Origin of the sequence: Mesorhizobium sp. M0340 (assembly GCF_040321535.1) — a bacterium.
Classification (GTDB): domain Bacteria; phylum Pseudomonadota; class Alphaproteobacteria; order Rhizobiales; family Rhizobiaceae; genus Mesorhizobium.
Genome location: NZ_JAMYRR010000005.1, coordinates 32953 through 51882 on the forward strand (window position 1 = coordinate 32953; position 18930 = coordinate 51882).

Annotated in this window: 12 protein-coding genes and 1 pseudogene; 1 reads left to right on the forward strand and 12 read right to left on the reverse strand. The window is 61.2% G+C overall.

Going from position 1 to position 18930, the window contains the following annotated elements:
• Positions 1–8: 8 nt before the first annotated feature.
• The 4 genes from NKI79_RS08970 to NKI79_RS08985 all read right to left on the reverse strand — a co-directional run bounded on the left by NKI79_RS08970 (position 9) and on the right by NKI79_RS08985 (position 6450).
• Positions 9–3308 (reverse strand): ATP-binding protein, encoded by a 3300-nt coding sequence (locus tag NKI79_RS08970; protein WP_352801154.1) that lies wholly within the window; start codon positions 3306–3308, stop codon positions 9–11.
• 210 nt (positions 3309–3518) lie between these two features.
• Positions 3519–4904, reverse strand: a complete 1386-nt coding sequence (locus tag NKI79_RS08975; RefSeq protein ID WP_352801156.1) for a hypothetical protein — start codon at positions 4902–4904, stop codon at positions 3519–3521.
• 123 nt (positions 4905–5027) lie between these two features.
• Positions 5028–5552 (reverse strand): GNAT family N-acetyltransferase, encoded by a 525-nt coding sequence (locus tag NKI79_RS08980; RefSeq protein ID WP_302895874.1) that lies wholly within the window; start codon positions 5550–5552, stop codon positions 5028–5030.
• A 73-nt stretch (positions 5553–5625) separates the two neighbouring features.
• On the reverse strand, positions 5626–6450 hold the full coding sequence (locus NKI79_RS08985; protein ID WP_352801158.1) for a hypothetical protein: 825 nt from the start codon (positions 6448–6450) through the stop codon (positions 5626–5628).
• Between the two features lie 198 nt (positions 6451–6648).
• Between NKI79_RS08985 and NKI79_RS08990 the strand changes: the two genes are divergently transcribed.
• Positions 6649–8064: an adenylate/guanylate cyclase domain-containing protein gene (locus NKI79_RS08990; protein ID WP_352801160.1), complete on the forward strand. Its 1416-nt coding sequence runs from the start codon at positions 6649–6651 to the stop codon at positions 8062–8064.
• Between the two features lie 51 nt (positions 8065–8115).
• On the opposite strand, the gene NKI79_RS08995 is transcribed toward NKI79_RS08990, so the two are convergent.
• From NKI79_RS08995 to NKI79_RS09030, 8 genes and pseudogenes are all read right to left on the reverse strand, one after another.
• Entirely contained in the window at positions 8116–8595 is a 480-nt protein-coding gene (locus NKI79_RS08995; protein WP_352801162.1) for a class I SAM-dependent methyltransferase, read from the reverse strand.
• Between the two features lie 208 nt (positions 8596–8803).
• Positions 8804–9985: an ABC transporter permease gene (locus NKI79_RS09000; RefSeq protein WP_352801164.1), complete on the reverse strand. Its 1182-nt coding sequence runs from the start codon at positions 9983–9985 to the stop codon at positions 8804–8806.
• Positions 9982–10980, reverse strand: a complete 999-nt coding sequence (locus NKI79_RS09005; protein WP_254818875.1) for an ABC transporter permease — start codon at positions 10978–10980, stop codon at positions 9982–9984. Before NKI79_RS09005 ends, NKI79_RS09000 begins: the two co-directional genes overlap by 4 nt.
• A 2-nt stretch (positions 10981–10982) precedes the next feature.
• Positions 10983–12881: an ABC transporter substrate-binding protein gene (locus NKI79_RS09010; RefSeq protein ID WP_352801166.1), complete on the reverse strand. Its 1899-nt coding sequence runs from the start codon at positions 12879–12881 to the stop codon at positions 10983–10985.
• The gene (locus NKI79_RS09015; RefSeq protein ID WP_254818873.1) at positions 12878–14773 is read right to left on the reverse strand and encodes an ABC transporter ATP-binding protein; all 1896 of its coding nucleotides are present in this window, start codon (positions 14771–14773) and stop codon (positions 12878–12880) included. Before NKI79_RS09015 ends, NKI79_RS09010 begins: the two co-directional genes overlap by 4 nt.
• Positions 14774–14923: 150 nt before the next feature.
• On the reverse strand, positions 14924–16264 hold the full coding sequence (locus tag NKI79_RS09020; RefSeq protein WP_352475782.1) for an adenylate/guanylate cyclase domain-containing protein: 1341 nt from the start codon (positions 16262–16264) through the stop codon (positions 14924–14926).
• 51 nt (positions 16265–16315) lie between these two features.
• Positions 16316–17659, reverse strand: coding sequence for a nucleotide sugar dehydrogenase (locus NKI79_RS09025; RefSeq protein WP_352801169.1), 1344 nt, complete (start codon positions 17657–17659; stop codon positions 16316–16318).
• A gap of 104 nt (positions 17660–17763) precedes the next feature.
• Positions 17764–18923: pseudogene (locus NKI79_RS09030) on the reverse strand (DUF3095 domain-containing protein).
• Positions 18924–18930: the final 7 nt, after the last annotated feature.

Consider the following 18930-nt stretch of genomic DNA (forward strand, 5'->3'; position numbering starts at 1 on the left):
AACCCCGGCTAGTCGAGAAAAGGCAGCACCACGAGCGCTTCCGGGTCGAGCCCGTGCTGGGCGCATATACCCTGCGCCAGGGAAAAGTAGCGTTCGGCCTCGGCCAGATTGTCGAGGTCGAGATTAAGCGTTGCAAGACCATCATAGCACGGAAACAGCAGTTGGGGTTCGCCCGTTTCGCGGGCTACGTCCAGTGCTTCGTGGAACAAACCAACGGCCAGGTCCGGACGGCCGTTGCACTGGTGGATCTGCCCAAGCACGATCAACGGCACCGGCAGGTGCTCGCGCTGGTCGAGCGCCCGGTCGATCTCGATGGCCTTCTCGGCAGCAGGCACGCCCTCCGTTGGACAGCGATCCGTGAAAGTACAACAAGCGACCGCCAGATTGGCGAGGAGGCGCGCCTGGAAACCCAAATCACCAATACGGCGCGCCACTTCAAGACCGCGCCGACAGACCTCCATCGCCTGTGCCGGATCGATGGTCGTGTATAGCACGCCGAGATTGGTGTAGCCGCGGCAAGCTGCGCCCAGCAGACCGGCGGCTTCGGCCAATTCAATGCTACGCTCAACCTGACGCACGGCCTCACGGTTTCGCCCAAGGCGAGCCAGCGCGACAGCTTTGGTATTGAGTGCCTCGGCGGTCACAAGAGTGGCATCACGCCCTACCTCGGAGACATGCTCCGTTGTCAGATTGCGTACGCAATCCAGCGCCGCGTCTGCCCATTTTGCCGCGAGAGCGTGATCTCCGCTACGGAACGCCTGTCGGCCACGTTCTTGCCACAGATGCGCCTGCTCGATCGGGGCATCCGCTCCATCGAGGAGCGCTGCCGCCTCAGCATAGCAGGGTTCTGCCTTGTCCCGCTTGCCGACGTCCCAGAGCAGCCGACCGATCTTACGCAAAACTCGCGCCGAGGCGACGCGATTGGCCGATTCGCGGTATGCCTGCAACACGGTCTCGTAGTGGTGGTGCGCGATCTCGCGGCGGCCTGCCGGGCCGCTCAAATCGGCAATGCGCTCTGCAATTGCCAGTTTGAGCGGTGTTTGCCCGATCGCGTCCAATGCTGTCAGTGCTCGCTCGTAGAAACGAAGGGCGTCGTCGTTGGCGTATATCATGCGAGCGCGATCGCCTGCCGCCTGCAGGTAATGCGCGCCCTTCTCCCGCTCGGCGCTCAGTGCGAAATGATGACCGAGCACGGTCAAATCCTCGAGCCGTTCCGGCTTGTCGCCGCACAGTTGCTCCAAGGCAGCACCGACCCGCCCGTGGATGTCGGTCCGGCGTTGCAGGAGCAGATTCTGGTAGATCACGTCCTGCAGCAATGTTTGCGTAAAGCGGTAGCTTTGCGACGAGACCGAGCCTGATCCGGCAACTTCCTCGATAATTTCCGCATCGCAAAGCAGTTCGCAGCCGGCTTCAAGCCGGCCGGGGTCGGCCGTCACGGATTTCAGAAGTGTGGCGTCGAAGCGCGGGCCGATTACCGCGGCCTCCTGAGCCAACCGGCGCACCTCTGGGGGCAGCCGGTCGACGCGGGCAAGCAACATCGCCTGGATAGTGGCGGGGATGCCGGTTGCGGCTTCGCCGGCCACAGTCCGCCATCGCTGGCCCTCTCGCATCAGTACACCGCGATCGATAAGGCCGCGAACAATCTCCTCTACAAAAAGGGGGTTGCCGCCCGCGCGCTCGAGGATCTGATCGAGAAGCCCTCCTGCGGAGTTTACCCAGCTCTCGCCGAAAAGCGCCGCGAGCAGCCTGCGTCCGTCATCACTATTGAGCGGCGGAAGCCTGAGCGCTGTGTGACTGACCCGACTTGAGTCGAGCTGGTCGTTGTCCGGCGCCGGACGATGCGTGACCAGCAACATCAACCGCGTGCGTTCTAACCTGTCCATCACGAAACGTAGTGCCTCGAGCGACACGGCGTCGGCCCAGTGCAGGTCTTCGACGACGATCAACAGCGGCGACAACGCAAGCCGCCGTTCGATGATTGTGCGGACTGCGTAGAGAATTTGCCGCCGCAACTGCTCAGGCTCGACATGCTGCAAGGTGGCGTCGGGGTCGCCAAGGCCGAGCACATGATAGAGCAAAGGCATCAGCCGCTTCGCCTCCTCGCCCTGCAGGCCGAGATCGGCAAGCAAGCCTGCGAGCTTCCCCCGCATTTCGTCCCCATTGTCGTTTTGCATCATCCCGGCAGCGCTGCGCACCACGGCGCCCAAGGCGCCAAAAGATTGTTCACCCAGCGGTGAGCACGTGGCCTGCCGCACGGCGACGTTGCGAAAACGATCCTCGTCGCCGACGCGGGCGACGAACTCCTTCACCAGCCGCGACTTCCCGATGCCGGCTTCTCCGACGAGGCGGACAAGTTGGGCCGAGCCGCCGCACGCCTGGTCAAGGCTCGCCAGCATTCTATTGAGCTCCGCACCACGACCAATTAGCGGCGCACTGAGGCCGAGCGCCTCGAGCCCGCGCGCTGCACGCGGCACCGCTAACGGTGCGTCCAGTCGATGGACGAGCACGCTGCCAGCTTTGCCGCGAAACACGACATCACCGAGCGACTCATAAGAGAAGGCATGCCGGGTCAGCCTGTGAGTGAGCTCGCCTACCAGCACCTCACCCGGTGCGGCCAGCGATTGCAGGCGTTGCGCCGTATTCACTGTGTCGCCGGTCACCGAATAGGATCTGGCGGTGCCGATGCCCAATCCGCCAGTAACGACCGGACCAGTGTTTATGCCGATGTGGAGTAACAGAGGCGAGCCGGAGTGGGGGGTGCTTTCGCCGAGCCGCGCCGTCCGGGCGATCATGTCGAGAGCGGCGCGAAGCGCACGTTCCGGATCGTCCTCATGCGCGACCGGCGCACCGAACAAAGCGAGCAGTGCATCGCCGATGAATTTGTCGACGAAACCACCAAAGTTTCGCACGGCCGCCGTCAATTCCTTGAACAGTTTATTCTGCAGCGCTTGCATGACCTCGGGGTCGAGCTGCTCACTGAGTGTCGTGAAGCCGCAAAGGTCGGCGAACAGGACCGTTACGGTCCGGCGATCGGCGTCGGAGACGGGATGCAGCCCTTCTTCGCTTTCGATGTTCGGAAGCAGCGACGGAGTTCGAGAAGGCGGCACAATGGTCCGGCTTGGTGCCGGAGCAGGCCGTTCGACGGCTTTTGCGGGCGCACCGACGCTTGCCCCACATTTCGGACAGAACTCGAAATCAGGTGCGCAGGTGTAGCCGCAACTGGCGCATGCCACGGGCTGGCGCCTGCCACACCTCGGACAGAAGGCGTAACCGCCCTCAATCTCGAAACCGCAGCCCGAGCAGTCCATCGAACAAGACCTCACTAGTGGCCGTGACGGCGTGATCTCGCCCGCACTGCACGGCCAGGCTAATCACAAGGATGCACCGATAGCCGTCGACGAGCAAGCGGCAGCGCAAATGGGCATCGAGCCATCCGTGTGGGTCCGGTGGCAGAGCGCTACGCATGACCTCTTGATGCAACGGCTGGCTCGCTGTCAGCTTGCGGTTGCGAATTAGGCTCAGGTCGGCTTGATCTCTGCCTGGCCGATCTTGCGCCATCTGGCGTTTTCGCGAACCAGTTTTAGGTCGTCGGTCGTCTCGGCAAATGTCCGCAATCGGTATTGCCGGAGCAGGTCCGGGAAGAGCGCTCCTTCCGGCAGGCCGGCAAGCTGCTCGCGGACTGAGATCTTTTCATCGATGACCCGCATGCCCCAGGCATTTTCCCGAACCTGCAGCTCCGCAGCCAGATCGCGCTCTTCCGGCGCGTTTTCGTCTAGCGCGGCCAGAAGGATAGAGTGGAAAAGCGCTACATAGCCAATCTGTCTTAGGCCCCCCACGACCCGCGCGCGCGGCAATATGGCAAGGACGAGGAACGTCAGGAACAAGTTCGGCAGCAGCACGCCGTCCAGCAGCGCCTGCCTGAGATACGGCCGCTCGAACGGGATGGAAAGACCTTGCGGCCTGTCGGGCTCGATCAGGTGCCCGTTCTCGAGAACGAGTTTGCGCACGCGCTCCTCGCGGATGCCCCAGAAATAGTCCGTGGCATTGGGCAGGAATCTGCCAAATGGGCTCGATGCGGCCTCTTGCCAGGCACGTTCGAGACGCTGGCGTCTTGCGGGTTCAATGAGCAGTCTGGAAAGAAGGCTGCCGTCATATTCCAGATGCCGCGCCATGGCAGCCGCGGCGGCTCGATCATCGATGAAAACCGGCAGGGCCATGCCGGCACGATCCCAATTGCCGACCAGATCCTTGTTCAGGGCAGTCAGCGCATCGGCGGCGGTTTCAAACACCTTGTCCTGACTGGCAAGCAGTGTGCCCAGCCAGCGGCTGGCATCCGTTTCATCGCCCACCGTTTCGAGCGCGCGCTTGTTGAGGGAGACGGGACCGGCCACGCAGGCGCTTTTGCGGCACAGTTTGTGGCGCCCCATGCCGAACAGGTTGACCTTGTCGTCGCCGACATCGAGCCATCCCGGCCCCTCCCGGCCAACTGTCTCCATGGTCATCGTCGCTCCCATGAAGCCGACGAAGGCCGACAGCCCGTTTTCGACCGCGCCGAGCCAGGCAAGCAGGAGGGCATCGAAGGTGATCCGGTCCATCAGAAGCAGGCAGTGCAGGCCGGACTGAATCACCGGTCTGTGCTCGAACTCGTCGAGGGCTTTGCCGATCTCCTCAGGCCGCATGATCCTATCGAGTCGCTGATGCAGGACTTCGCGCAGGATCGAGCGGGCAGCGATCGCCGGGCCCGATGCAGGCCTTGCCACCGGCCGCCACAGATGGCGGGCGTAATCGGAAACCGGTGCATTCCAGTTCTGCTCGATGTCGCGCACGACCTCCGGGCAGAGCAGCGACAGCACAGCCAGAATTTCCGGCGGAGGGGTAGGGGTTGGATCAAAGACGGCGGTCATTGGTCCCGTCTAGCCGCTTGCGGTGTAAACGCCAAGCGAGAGCAGACTTGGTGGATGCAGCCCTGTTCGCTGACTCGGCACGAATTGTCAGATTGGCTAAACAGCTAAGGCAAACGGCGGATCTTAGAACCGCAGCCGGGCCATGCTCAGGAGATCGTGGTACTGCCCGTCGGTAAAGCCGGCCTTCACATGCCGGCCTTCGATCTCAAAGCCGTGGCTCTTGTAGAGACGGAGGGCCGGTTCGTTGTCGGCATAGACGGTCAATTCGACTCGCTTCAGGGCGCGCCAGTTGTCGGCCACGTCAAGCAGCGCGCCAAGTATGGCAGAGCCGATACCTTTGCCGACAAAGGCATCGTCAAGGCCGATATTGATCTCGCCGATGTGCGAACGGCGGGGTGAACCCTGCACGACCAGGCTGCCGTGGCCGACGACCTTGCCGTCCAGCTCGGCAACGATCCAGGTGGTTTCCGGGCCGGACTTGGCGATGCGCCGCGCCACCTGCTCCACCATCTCGAAAGGCATCCTGAGCGTGCCCTGGCGGAAGCCCGGCATGTTGAAAATAGCGCAAAGCGCCTCTGCATCGCTTGGCCGGACGGACCGGAGCAGCGGCTGGCTTTTCTCGGAGGGTGGCGACGTCGTGCTGGTCATGGCGTTCCCGGCGAAGGCAATCGGCCCGGTACGATGCACCGGACGCCACCTGAAAATCCAGCCGTCTCTCAACCTATGATGCCGATTGCGAGCTGAAATACCGGGAGGCGGCGTAGAGTTTGAAGACGCCGCTGATGCCGATCCAGCCGAAAAGCGTGAGCCAGCACAATGTCCCGATCGCCGTCCAGTCGATCCGGTGCACCGCAGCGTCGGTGATGACGACGCCGAGGATGGCAAGCAGGCCAACCAGAAACTGTGCCAACCCGAGCACCAGCAGTTCCTGGCGCGGCGCGCTTCTCCAGACGAGATATATACCGCCCGCACCGGCGAGGAAGATTGCGCTGTAGACCTGAGCGTGGAAGGCATCGATCGGCCATGGCCAGATGCCACTGAATGTCAGGGGAAACAGCAACAGGCCGACGCCATAGAGCCCAAGGATCGCGGATTCCACCGGCATGTAGCCGCGCCATGCGGGATTTAAGGTCACGCCTTTCGCAGAAGGACGGGCTCTGGCCCGCCACAGGAACAGCCCGGATACCGCGACCGAAGCAAGATAGACCAAAAACCACAGCCAGGGCGCTTTGCGCTCGAAGTTGAAATAGCCGAGATTGATGAACGAAGCCACCGACACGATGACGGTGAAGATGAAGGCCATGACGAGCACGAGCCTGCCGGGCGACCAGCGATTCCAGACCAGCAGCGCCGCCATCACGACCATTTCGGCGGTGTAGAAGCCGCCGAGAAAGCGCGCATTGAACGGCGTGACGGCCCAAGGCCAGCCCGGTTTGACCAGAACAGGCACGAAAAACAGGCCGGCGCCTACGATCAGGACGATGATGACGACCGCAGAGAAAAGGCGCAGGGTCGCGGGAAATGGCGGATTGTCGGATGTCGGCATGGGAGAAAATCCCAAAGATGAAGGCTCCATGGACCATCATAATGCTGCTTGCGGCCGGTTAAAATCGGCCTAAGTGAACGGTCACCAGGCTTATCCATTCGAATGGCCGCACGGTTCGTTTCGAAGTAAGATGGAGCATTCGGACCAAAGACCGGTCCGGTCAAAACGCCACGGGGTGCATTTTCCGGAGCCTGCACGATGAACGAAGCTCAGGATCTGTTCTCACTTCTGCGACAATCGGCCGATGTCGATCCACAGGCGATCGACGCGATCAAGCGAACCATCGCGGAGGGCGAGGACCGCGAACTTTGCCGCATCAATGCGCCAGCCTTCGCCAGCAAGCATGGCCTCGACGAGGAGCGCGCAATAGGCGCCTTTCTCCATGCCGCGCGGGTGGGCATCTTCGACATTTCCTGGAATGTTCTGTGCCCCGGCTGTGGCGGCGTGCTCGACACCAACGCCACGCTGAAAACCCTGCAAAAGGACGAATACACCTGCGCGCTATGCTCCGAGGGCTATTCACCGACCCTCGACGAGATGGTCGAGGTGACATTCACCGTCAGTCCCCGCGTGCGCAGGATTGCCGCCCACAATCCACACGAACTGCCGGTGGCGGAATATTTCCGCCAGATCTACTGGGCGTCCGGCGTCGATCTGCCGGAAGAGCAATTCGCGGAAAAGATGGAAACGTTCTCGCTGGAGGATATCGAGCTTGCGCCCGGTGAAAAGGCGGTTCTGCCCATACAGCTTCCGTCCGAATTCATCATCGTCTTCGAGCCGGTCACCCACTCGGCGCAGTTCATCGACGGGAAGGGCGAACCAACAAAGGAGCGCCGGAGCCTCTCTTTGGTTTTCGACCGCGACCATGTCCAGAACCAGACGCTGGAGATGCAACCCGGCCCGTTGCGCATTTCGCTGGAAAACCGGACCGACACCCGCGTGCTGCCGACGGTCTTCATCGCCAGCCAGGCATTGCATGATTTCCTGGGAAAACGCCGGCCCTTCCTGACCGCCAAGCGCCTGCTCACCAACCAGACGTTCCGCGATCTCTATCGCACGGATACACTCGACATCAACCAGCGCCTGAAGATCACCAGCCTGACGTTCCTGTTCACCGACCTGCGCGGATCGACCGAGCTTTACGAGCGGGTGGGCGACCTTTCAGCCTTCGATCTCGTACGCGAGCATTTCCAGGTTCTGCACGAGATCGTCACGGCGGAGGCAGGCGCGGTGGTGAAGACGATCGGTGATGCGGTGATGGCGACCTTCGCGACGCCCGATCGTGCGATCGCTGCAGCCCTCAGGATGCGCGATGCCATGCGTACGCTCAACGACAAGAGCGGGCGCGAGGATCTGCTGCTCAAGATCGGAGTCCATGCCGGCCCCTGCATCGCCGTGTCTATGAATGAGCGACAGGACTATTTCGGCCAGACGGTCAACATTGCTTCGCGGGTCCAGAACCTTGCCAACGCACAGGCGATCTTCGCCACTCGAGCGGTGGTCGACGACAATCTCACCGCTGATCTCTTGCACAGGAATGCGCTGACGCCCGTGCCCCACGAGGTCTCGCTGCGCGGCATTGACCGGGAGATAGCAGTATACACGATCCCCTGAAGGTTCGGCCCCTGAAGGCTTGGCCCTGAAGATTTGGCTCGTCCCGGCCCCTCACACACGCCTATAGATAAAATAACGATCGGCGGGAACCGAAGGTGGCGGCGGGAGGCGTTGCAACTGCGGGTGATCGAGCGGCGTGCCGCTGACCGCGATGCCGCCGACGCGAAGTAGGCGCGCGGTCAGATCGGGAAGCCAGGTAGAGATCACTGCATCGCGATCTTCATAGCCGGTGCCGATGTCGGCATGAACAAGGGCGGCGTCGATGCCAATGAACCTGCTCGCCGTCTCGCGTATTTCGCCGAGCACGAGGTTTTCAGCTTCGGGAATTGAGCTGGCGTGTGCGGCAAGTGCACGGTCGAACGCTATGATCCGGCGTCCGGGCAGGCGCTCGCGCAGATGGTGGAACGTCCGGCCATTACCGAGGCCGAGCTCGAGCACGGGGCCCTCTATCTTCGCCACCTCGGCGCAGACATGATCGAGTATGTCGCGCTGTGCGGTCATCCTCCGGATGAAACTGTCGAGGCGACTCATGCGCGATTGTATCTCCTGAACAAGTCCACGAAATCAACTGCCCCCGACCAGAGCGTTTCGCGGCTGAAACCAGAGGCGACGTGTTAAACCCCGATCGAGTCTTGCCGCGTGTAGAGGCGAACGATGAACACTGCAACAAGGGAACAGGCTGCCGACAAGGATCATACCGGGTGGAGTCGGCGGCGCGGCGCGCGGCGGTATGGTGATGTCACTTGTAGGGGTCCGCGGCGTCCCGCAACCCATCGCCGAGGAAGTTGAACGCCAAGATGACGAGAACGACGGGGAGCATCGGCAAAAGCAGCCATGGATAGAACGCGATCACGCTGACGCTGCGCGCCTCGGTGAGCAGGATGCCCCAGCTGGTTATCGGCGCCCTCAGGCCGAGCCCGAGGAAGCTCAGCGCTGTCTCGCCCAGGATCATGCCGGGTATGGAGATCGTTGCCGTCGCGATCAGATGCGACATGAAGCCGGGGATGAGATGCCGCCGTATAATGCGGCTGCTTCTGGCACCCATCAATTGCGCAGCCAGAACGTAATCCTCCTCGCGCAAGGCTAGAAGCTTCGAACGCACGGCCCGCGCCAGTCCGGTCCAGTCGAGCAGCCCGAGGATGACGGTAATGCCGAAATAGATCAGGATCGGACTCCAGGTTATCGGCATGATCGCCGCCAGAGCCAGCCATAGCGGAATGCTGGGGATCGATTGCAGAACTTCGATTATCCGTTGAACGATCAGATCGAAGATACCGCCGTGATAGCCGGCCAGTCCGCCGATGACAATGCCGAGCAGGAAACTGAAACTGATGCCGACGAGGCCTATTGTCAGTGAAATGCGTGCGCCATAGATGATGCGCGAGAGCACATCGCGCCCCAGCCTGTCAGTGCCGGCCAGAAAGAGCTGGCCGTTTTCGGCGGGGCAGACAAAATGCCTGTCACCTTCGATCAGGCCCCAGAACCGGTACTTGTCGCCCTTGCAGAAGAAACGGATCCGCTGAACATCATCCTGTTGCTCGATGTAGTTCCGCTTGAGCGTGTCCATATCCAGCGTCATCTGGCGGCCATAGACGAACGGCCCGACGAACTGGCCGTTGTGGAACAGGTGCACCCGTTGCGGCGGCGAATAGATGTAGTCCATGTTGCGCGTGTGCAGATCGTAGGGCGCCAGGAACTCGCAGATCAGTATCCCGAAATAAAGCGTTGCCAGGAATATGCCGGATACAAGGGCAAGCCGGTGCCGGCGGAATTTCCACCACATCAGCCGCAGCTGCGACGCCTGAAAGACCTTCTCCTGCTCCGGCGTCATCGCCTCGACCGACTGCAGGTCAAAGGACTCGATGGAAACGTAGTGTTGCAGTGGGGCACCCGGAGCGGGCAGCGGCGATTGCGTGTTCATTTGGTGCTGCCGCCTTGCAAACGAATTCGCGGATCAAGTAGCGCCAGCGCCAGGTCGGAAATCAGGACGCCGATGACCGTCAGGAAGGCGAGGAACATCAGGAACGACCCTGCGAGATACATGTCCTGGCTTTGCAGCGCCTTGATCAGCATCGGCCCGGTCGTTTCCAAAGACAGCACGATCGCCGTGATTTCGGCACCGGAGATGATGGCCGGCAGGATAGAGCCGATATCCGAAATGAAGAAATTGAGCGCCATGCGCAGCGGATATTTGACCAGCGCCCTGAAGGGATGAAGGCCTTTGGCGCGCGCGGTCACGACATATTGCTTATGCAGCTCATCGAGCAGATTGGCGCGCAGCCGCCGGATCATGCTTGCCGTGCCCCCGGTGCCGATGATCAAGACCGGGATCCAGAGATGGGCGAGGATCGACTTCGCCTTGGCCCAGCTCATCGGCTCGCCGAGATATTGCTGGTCCATGAGGTGGCCGATGGACGTGCCGAACCAGATGTTGGCGAAATACATCAGGATCAGCGCCAGCATGAAGTTCGGAATCGCAAGGCCGAGAAGGCCGAAGAAAGTCAGGCCGTAGTCGCCCCAGCTGTATTGATGCGTGGCGGAGTACATGCCGATCGGAAAGGCAATGAGCCAGGTGAAGATGATCGTGACGAAGGAAACCAGCACCGTCAGCCACATTCGGTCCCCCACGACGTCGCGAACCGGCAGCTCATATTCGAAGGAATAGCCGAAATCGCCGTGCAGCATCCCGCCGACCCAGTAGAAGTAGCGAATGACCGGTGGCTTATCGAAACCATATTCCTTGCGCATCATCTCGATGCGATCGGAATCCACCGCTTCGCCCTGAGCCCGAAGCTCGGCAACATAGCTGTCGAAATAGTCGCCTGGGGGAAGTTCGATGATCGTGAACACCAGTGCCGATATGACCAGCAGCGTTGGAACCATCACGGCGATGCGCCAGACCAAATATCGAAGCACGCTCAGGACTCTCCAAGCCAGAATGTATCCGGCATATAGACACCGAAATAGGCGGTCGGGTCGTAGCCGTAAAGCGCCTTGTCGGGCAGATTGCGCAGCCGCGAGGATGCCAGAACCGGCTGATGCGTTCCGTTCACCGTGCCGATCGAAAACACCTGATCGGTATAGATCGACAGCATTGAATTCCAGATCTCGGCGCGCTCCGTGGCTTCGGTCGATGCGTTCCAGCGCTTGAGTAAATCCATCAACTCGACCACGGGCGGAAGATCGGGCGCTTCGCCGACCTTGCCACGGGACAAGTAGTGAGCACCCCAGAGCGGCCATTGCAGCTGGTCGTCGACGGTGGGGGCCAGTTGGTAGGGGTTCATGTCGGCGGTCGGCACGCCATTGTCGATGCCCGACCACATCGACATCATGATCTGGCCACCAAGCGCGCGGCTGCGGAAGATGTCGCGCTGCGAAGTCCGGATGAACAGAGCGATGCCGATCTTGCGCCAGTGATCAGTGATGAGCTCGAGCGCGTCGGTTTCCAGCGTGCTTTCGCCGGCCGTTTCCACTACGAGCTGCGCCGGGCGTCCGTCGGGAAGTATCCGCAGGCCGTCATCGTCACGCGCCTGAAGGCCGACCTCGTCGAGCAGGGCATTGGCCTGGTCGGGATCATGGGCGACCCAGGCTTTCGCGAATTCCGGCCGGTAGAGCGGGCTCTCCGGCAGGACCGTATCGGCACTTTCCTGCGCCAACCCGTAGAACACGGCCAAATTGATCTCGCGCCTGTCCACAGCGAGCGAAAGTGCGCGGCGCACGCGCACGTCACGAAAAAGGCCGCGCCACACCTGGTCGGCACAATTCAGATTGGGCAGCAGCGCCAGCCGCGAACCTTGTGTGCGTTTCCAGAGATGCATCTTTACCGGGTAGCGCTTCTCCGCATCCTTCAGGAAGGCGTAATCGGTGAAGTCAATTCCCATGCCTTGCAAGTCGCTCTCGCCCGCACCGGTCTTGGCGGAAATGATCGCCGACGAGCTGACGTTCATGACTATCCGGTCGACATAGGGCAGTTGCCGGCCATTCTCGTCTATTCGATGAAAGAACGGGTTCCGCTCGAAGACGAACTGCTCAGCCGGCGGCTTGGTCCGGTTCTGCCAGGGATCGAGCGTCGGCAGTTCCGGGTTCTCCGGGCGATATTGCCGCGACATGCGGATATGCAAGAGCGTCCATTTCTTGGCCCGGTTCTCCTTCATTAAACCGGCGAGCCGGAATGGATCCTGGTATTTCTTGTGGAACTGCTTGAGATAGGCGGCCGGCAGAACAAGCGATAGGGGCGAAGCAGCGGCGAGCTTGGGCAGGAAGTCGGGATTGGGCGCATCCCAACTGTAGCGGACCGTCAACGGATCGACGATTTCGAAGCGTGGCGGCTTGCCGTCCGCCAGCAGGGCCGGGGCGAGCCCGCCTTGCGAAAGCTCATCGTTCAGCCAGACATCTTCCCAGCAATAGCGAAAATCCTCCGACGTCAGCAGGCTACCGTCAGACCATTTATGTCCTTCTCGTATCTTGAAAGTGAAGACACGATCATCCGCTACATCGAAACTTTCGAGAATGTCGGCTTGCAGGTTAAGCTTTTCGTCATAGCCGACCAGGCGAGCGTACCCGTAGATCGTCATCATCCGGATATCTTTCTGGCTGCCGATGATCGTGCGCAGCGTGCCGCCATATTGGCCGGGCTGCCGGCCCATCGCAGCGAGATTCAACGCGCGCGGGCGCTTGGGCAGGCGTTCGGCGAGTGCCGGCAGCGCCCTGGCCTTCAGCTGCGGCTGAAGAAATTCCGGCTCCAGATCGCCGGCGCGCAACGTGCCCGGCAGAAATGCCGAAGCCATGAGTCCAAGGACGGTGCGCCGGCTGATCAATGGCGTAGCTCGCTGACATCGGCCGAACGTCGCGCCAGCACGAGGTGGCCGCCGCCAAGATCGAGCGGCGACAGCATGTCCTCGTCGCCCTGGTCGCGGAATTGCGGTCCCCATGCGCTGGTATCGGAAGCGCCGCTGAGCTTCAGAGTCTTGAAATCCATCGGCCTGTCGAGATCGGGGAAAGGGACTGCGGCGACCAGTGAGCGCGTGTAGGGGTGGACCGGTTTCCTAAGCAGAATTTCGCGCGGCGCTAGCTCGACGATACGCCCGCCGCACATCACCGCGATGCGGTCTGCCATGTAGTCCACCACCGCCAGGTTGTGGGATATGAACAGGTAGGTCAGGCCCAGTTCCTTCTGCAGGTCCTTCAGAAGATTCAGGATCTGCGCCTGGACAGAGACATCGAGTGCCGAAACTGGCTCGTCGCAGATCAGGAGTTCAGGCCCCAGCGCCAACGCGCGCGCGATGCCGATACGCTGACGCTGTCCGCCGGAGAAACTGTGCGGATAACGCTTTATGAAGCGCGGGTCGAGTCCGATTGCCTGCATCAGGTTCTTGACCGTGGCGAGTCGGGACGCGGCATTGCCACGTTGATGGATTTCCAGCGGCTCGCTCAAAATGTTCTCCACCGTCATGCGAGGTGAAAGCGACGAAACCGGATCCTGGAAGACCATCTGGATTTTCGCGCGCAGCATGCGCAGAGCGTCTCCCTCGGCTTTCAAGACGTCGATCGGACCATCGCGGCCGTTGAAGATCACAGAGCCGCCGCTAGGGGTGACAGCCCGCATGAGGACCTTGCTGACGGTGGTTTTGCCGGAGCCGCTTTCGCCGACAAGACCCAGGCACTCGCCCCGCCTGATATCAAAGCTCACGCCGTCCACGGCGCGAACAGAGGTTTGATGACCTCCGCCGAACCATCCGGACTTGCGGATCGTGAAGGTCTTTGTCATATCCCTGACCGACAGCAGGAGGTCGTCCGGCCCCTTCGATGCCGGCGCCGTCTGCTTGCCGAGCAGGTTCCCGACATTCACCGGCACCTCGCGGAGCGCCTTTAGCCTTTCGCCGGGCTTCAGGTCGAAATGCGGAACGGCGGCCATCAGGCCCTTCAGGTAAGGGTGGCCCGGCCGGCGGAATATCGCCTCCACAGGTCCCGCTTCCATGATCTCGCCATGGTACATGACCACCACCTCGTCGGCGACATTGGCGACGACGCCAAGGTCGTGCGTGATCAGCAGCATCGCCATGTTCAGCTTCGTCTGAAGCTCGCGCAGCAATTGCAGGATTTGCGCCTGGATGGTGACGTCCAACGCCGTTGTCGGCTCGTCGGCGATCAACAGGGCGGGCCGGCAGATAAGCGCCATGGCGATCATGGCGCGTTGACGCAATCCTCCCGAAAGTTCAAAGGGATACATGTCATAGGCGCGCTTGGGGTTGGGAAAGCCGACAAGTCCGAGCATTTCCTCGGTCCGCGCCTTGCGCTCCACCCGAGCCGTGGGCGTATGAATCTGCAGGGATTCGCTGACCTGATTGCCGATCGTATGCAGCGGCGACAGTGATGTCATCGGCTCTTGAAATATTTTGCCGATGCGGCTGCCTCTCAACGCCCGGATTTCGGGTCCGTCACGCGGCATCTGCAGGATATCCTGCGTCGTGCCGGGCTTTTCAGGATCGGAAAACAGGATACGGCCGCGAACATGGGCTGTGTTCGGCAAAATGCCCATCACAGCCTGGCTGAGAACCGATTTTCCGGAACCGGACTCGCCCACAAGCGCGGTAACCTTGCCGGGCAAGACGCGAAGATTCGCACGCCTGACGGCATGCAACGGTCCCCCTATAATGGCAAAAGAGATGCCAACATCCTCGATCCGCAGCAGATCAACGCCCAAATTCATTCTCACACCAGCCCCCACTCTGGCCGCTCCAGAAGGCGAGACTAGCGCATTGCCAGCCTAGAGCAACTTGGATTCGAACAGTCGCCAGTTCCCTGGCGGAACCGACGATCGGACTGCATACCAAACGCGTTCGGATCAGATCGTGGCGGTTTACTGGAGCTTCCTCGGGTCGCCCGCGGACGGCCGCGCGGCATTGCGATGAAGCAGCATGACCTGCTCGGCGTCCGATATTCGGTCGTAAATCGGCTCCACCGCACCGTCTTCGTCGAGCGAGAGAGCACCCGTCAAATCGGGTGAAAGCACCGTTAGCTTCTGCCTGATGCCCGCCAGTTCCTCCATGCCGAGCGCCAGCCAGTTGTTGGCGCCGCAATAGCTGGCGAAGTCTTTGCTGGCGAGAACGCTGTGCGGATATTTCTTGGTCAGGGTCTGGAGGCGCTGGACCTCGTTTACAGCCGAGCCGAAGACGGAGAATGTGAGCCGGTCGGTAAGCCCGACATTGCCGAACATCACATTGCCGACATGCAGGCCGATACCATAGTTTATGTCGCTCAATCCCTGCTGCTTTCTGCGCAGATTGAGATCCATCATGCGCGCGGTGGCCTTGTGCGCTGCTGCAAGAGCGGCCTGGCAGGCGATCTCAGACTGTGAACGGTGCCTTGCGCAAGGGTAAACGGCAATGAAGCCATCCCCTATGAAACTCATGATCTGCCCGCCCTTGCGATTGAAAGGTGCAGCAGCGGCATCGAAAAACTGGTTCAGCGTATCGATATAGACTTCGCGGCCGGAGGTTTCGGCAAGTCTTGACGACCCGCGCATGTCGCCCATGACCAGTGCCGCCCGGATTGTATCACCCTCGCCGCGCTTGATCTGGCCGTCGAGCACGCGCCTGCCGGCGTCGCCGCCGAGATAAGTGGTCATCATGTTGTCGGCAAGCTTGGTGAGCACGGCCATCTTGGTTGCGATAGCTAGATGGTTCTGGATGCGCAGCAGCGCCGCAATCATGCTGTCGCTGAAGCCTGCGGCACTGTCGGTGGACCAAGACCCGATCATGCCCTGACTGGTGTTGCCGCTGAAGGGATGGACGAAAGCCATGTAATCGGTGACGCCCATCAGCTTGAGGTCATCGAAAACAGGAAATTCCGACGGCACCGACGGGTCGAGCCGGCGCCGCAGATGGTCGAGCTTGTGGCTGAGCAGATGGTAGTATGGGCTGGTCAGGAATCTGTCGGAATGAACGCCGTTCTCCTTGCGGAAGCCTTCCACTTCCAGGCCCTGGCCGCGGAGCCAGGTGAAGCCGAGCGCGTCATAAAGCGGATGAAGCATCGAAAAGCTCAAATGCACCCGCTTCAACGGCAGGCCGGCAGCAGCCAGCCGTTCACAAAAGCCCCTTACCAATGTTTCCAGGTCGTCGCCCGCCAACGCCGATTGCGTCAGCCAATCGGCAACCTTATCCATGAGAATGGCAGAAATTTCTGCTTGCGCTGTGCTCATGCTATCTCGAAATCTCCTTGATCCGCCACAAATTCGCCGGCTCGGACGCCGTCAGGCCTTCACCACCGTCTCCCGGGCTAGCCCGAGGCGGCCAAAAATATTGCGTGTGTCAACGATCAGTAGAGCGTGATCCGCGATCGCCTGATAGTCGATCGCGTCGTGGTCGGTTGCAACGACGACAGCGTCGAAATCCTTCAGGGCCACCTCGGTCAATTCGACCGAGCGACGCCCCTTGATCGCCATATGCTCCCGTGTGGTCGGGATTTCGGTAACATGCGGATCGTGGAATTCCGCCTTGCCGCCCCATTCCTCGATGAGTTCAATGAGCCGCAATGAGGGGCTTTCGCGGATGTCGGGCACATTCTTCTTATAGGCGAGCCCGATGATGAGAATGCGCGAGCGGCTGAGCGCCTTGCCGCAGCGCCGGTCCAGCGCCTTCGCCAGTTCATCGACCACATGACGCGGCATGGCCGTGTTGATCTCTGCCGCCAGCTCGATGAAGCGGGTCGGCAGTTCGTATTCGCGCGCCTTCCACGTCAGGTAGAAAGGATCGATCGGAACGCAGTGCCCGCCAAGTCCAGGGCCAGGATAGAAAGGCATATAGCCGAACGGCTTGGTCTTTGCCGCCTCGATCACCTCCCAGATGTCGATTCCCATCGCACCGAGCACGACCTTCAACTCGTTGACGAGGGCTATGTTGACCGAGCGGAAGATGTTTTCCGTCAGCTTGACCGCCTCGGCGGTTGCCGTGGTGGAAACCGGAACGACGGTCTTGACCACGCCATGGTAGAAAGCCTGCACGAGCATCGCCGCTTCAGTGCCGTCACCTGCCACGACCTTGGGGATCGTCGCGACTTCAAAGCTGCGGTTGCCGGGATCCTCGCGTTCGGGCGAGAAGCCGAGGAAGAAATCTATCCTCGACCGCAAGCCGGTTTTTTCCAGGATGGGCTTGATCACGTCGTCGGTGGTGCCGGGATAGGTGGTCGATTCCAGCACGATCAGCTGGCCGAGACGCAGATGCTTCGCGATGGTGCCTGCCGTGTTCCTGACAAAGGAGAGATCCGGCTCGCGGTGTTTCGTCAGTGGTGTCGGAACGCAGATGATGATGACATCGCAGACGGCCAGCTCGGCAAAATCCGCAGTGGCGCGGAACCGTCCGCTCGCCACCTGGCCGGCAAGGGCTGTCGACGTCACCGCCTCGATGTAGGATTGGCCGTTGTTCAGGCTCTCGACCTTTTGGGCTTCGATGTCGAAGCCGGAAACCGGGAAGCCGGCGCGTGCGATCGCAACCGCCAGCGGCAACCCGACATAGCCCAGTCCGATCACGCCGACTTGCGCGGCACGCGTCGAAATCCGGTTCAGAAGACGGTCATATGTCGATCGTGAGGCGCCCAAAATGTGCTTCCCGTCAATTCGGACAGGCCGTCCGCTTCCATGGTGAGGCTCACCGCTCACAAGAGCCCCGAGGCATATTGCGGAAAATCGATGTCCGCAAGCCGTCAGACCGGCACCTTCGCCTTAAGGCTTGCGGCAGCCATCGCATAGCCGCCGGCGGCGCCATCGATGAAATGAACGTGATCGCGCTGCAGCGGCGATGCGACGAGGCATGTCATCAAGGCCGATTTCTGGCGGTGCAGGCCATAGTTGCAGATGCCCGCCTCTTCCGCCTGTTTCAGCCGGTTCTCGATCCGTTGCAATACATCCGCGTCAACGTCGATGGTCATCTTCAAGCCATCGTCGAACTTCCGGAAATCCGAATTGCTGGCCACTTCCCGTTTGTAGATCTTCGGATCGAATCTGCCGATCGTCCAGCCATATCTATCCGTAACAGCCGTAAGCGTCATCAGGAACACTATCCACAGCTTCGACAGCCACCGCCGTCCTGCCGGCGCCATGGCCGCGCCTCGATATCGAGGCCGGCGGGCAGCAAACTGTAGTCCGGCCCGTTCACTGGCACCGGGTGGCCATCGCGTTCCTGCCTGCCGGCAAGGGCGATGATGTCGGAAACCAGAAACTGAAAACCGCGCAAGTCGCGCGACGCCCCCGGTATGGCTATGATCGAGACGATTTCGCCATGCCGGGCTTCGATTGGGTTCCAGCGGCAGGAGAGGCCGGTCAGATCCGGCCGCGCGCCGGCCGGCGCAGGATCGATGCGGTAGCGCCCCGCTTTCATCTCGGCTTCCGCCCAACTGCCGCCACCTCCGGCGAACATGGCATAAAAGACTGCATCGGAGGCCTGGAACCTCGCCACGCGAACGTCGAGGCCTTGCGCTCTTATATCCTTTATCGGCACGATTGCGGCACGCAAGGTCAGATCCAGCTCGTCCGCCACCCATCTCTGGACAGCCGCCAGCGCGTTGCGGGTGATCTCCAGCGCCGAGCCGGGAAACGCCACGAGCGCCCCGTCGCCACCGAAGACAAAGGGAAGATCTTGCCTACCCAGCGCATTGAGCAGCGCCGAAATGACGCTGGCACCGGCCATATTGACGGTTTTATAGCGCCCCGCCTCGATCGCCTTGGTCGAGCCGACGATATCTGCGGTGGCCAGCGCCCAGCCATCGGGGAGAGGCCGATAGTTATCGATATCGGCAACGCTTTCGAACCTGGCGAAGACCGGTAGGGAAGCGACAAACGGGTCGGACGCGGCAGCTGTTTCCATGAGCATC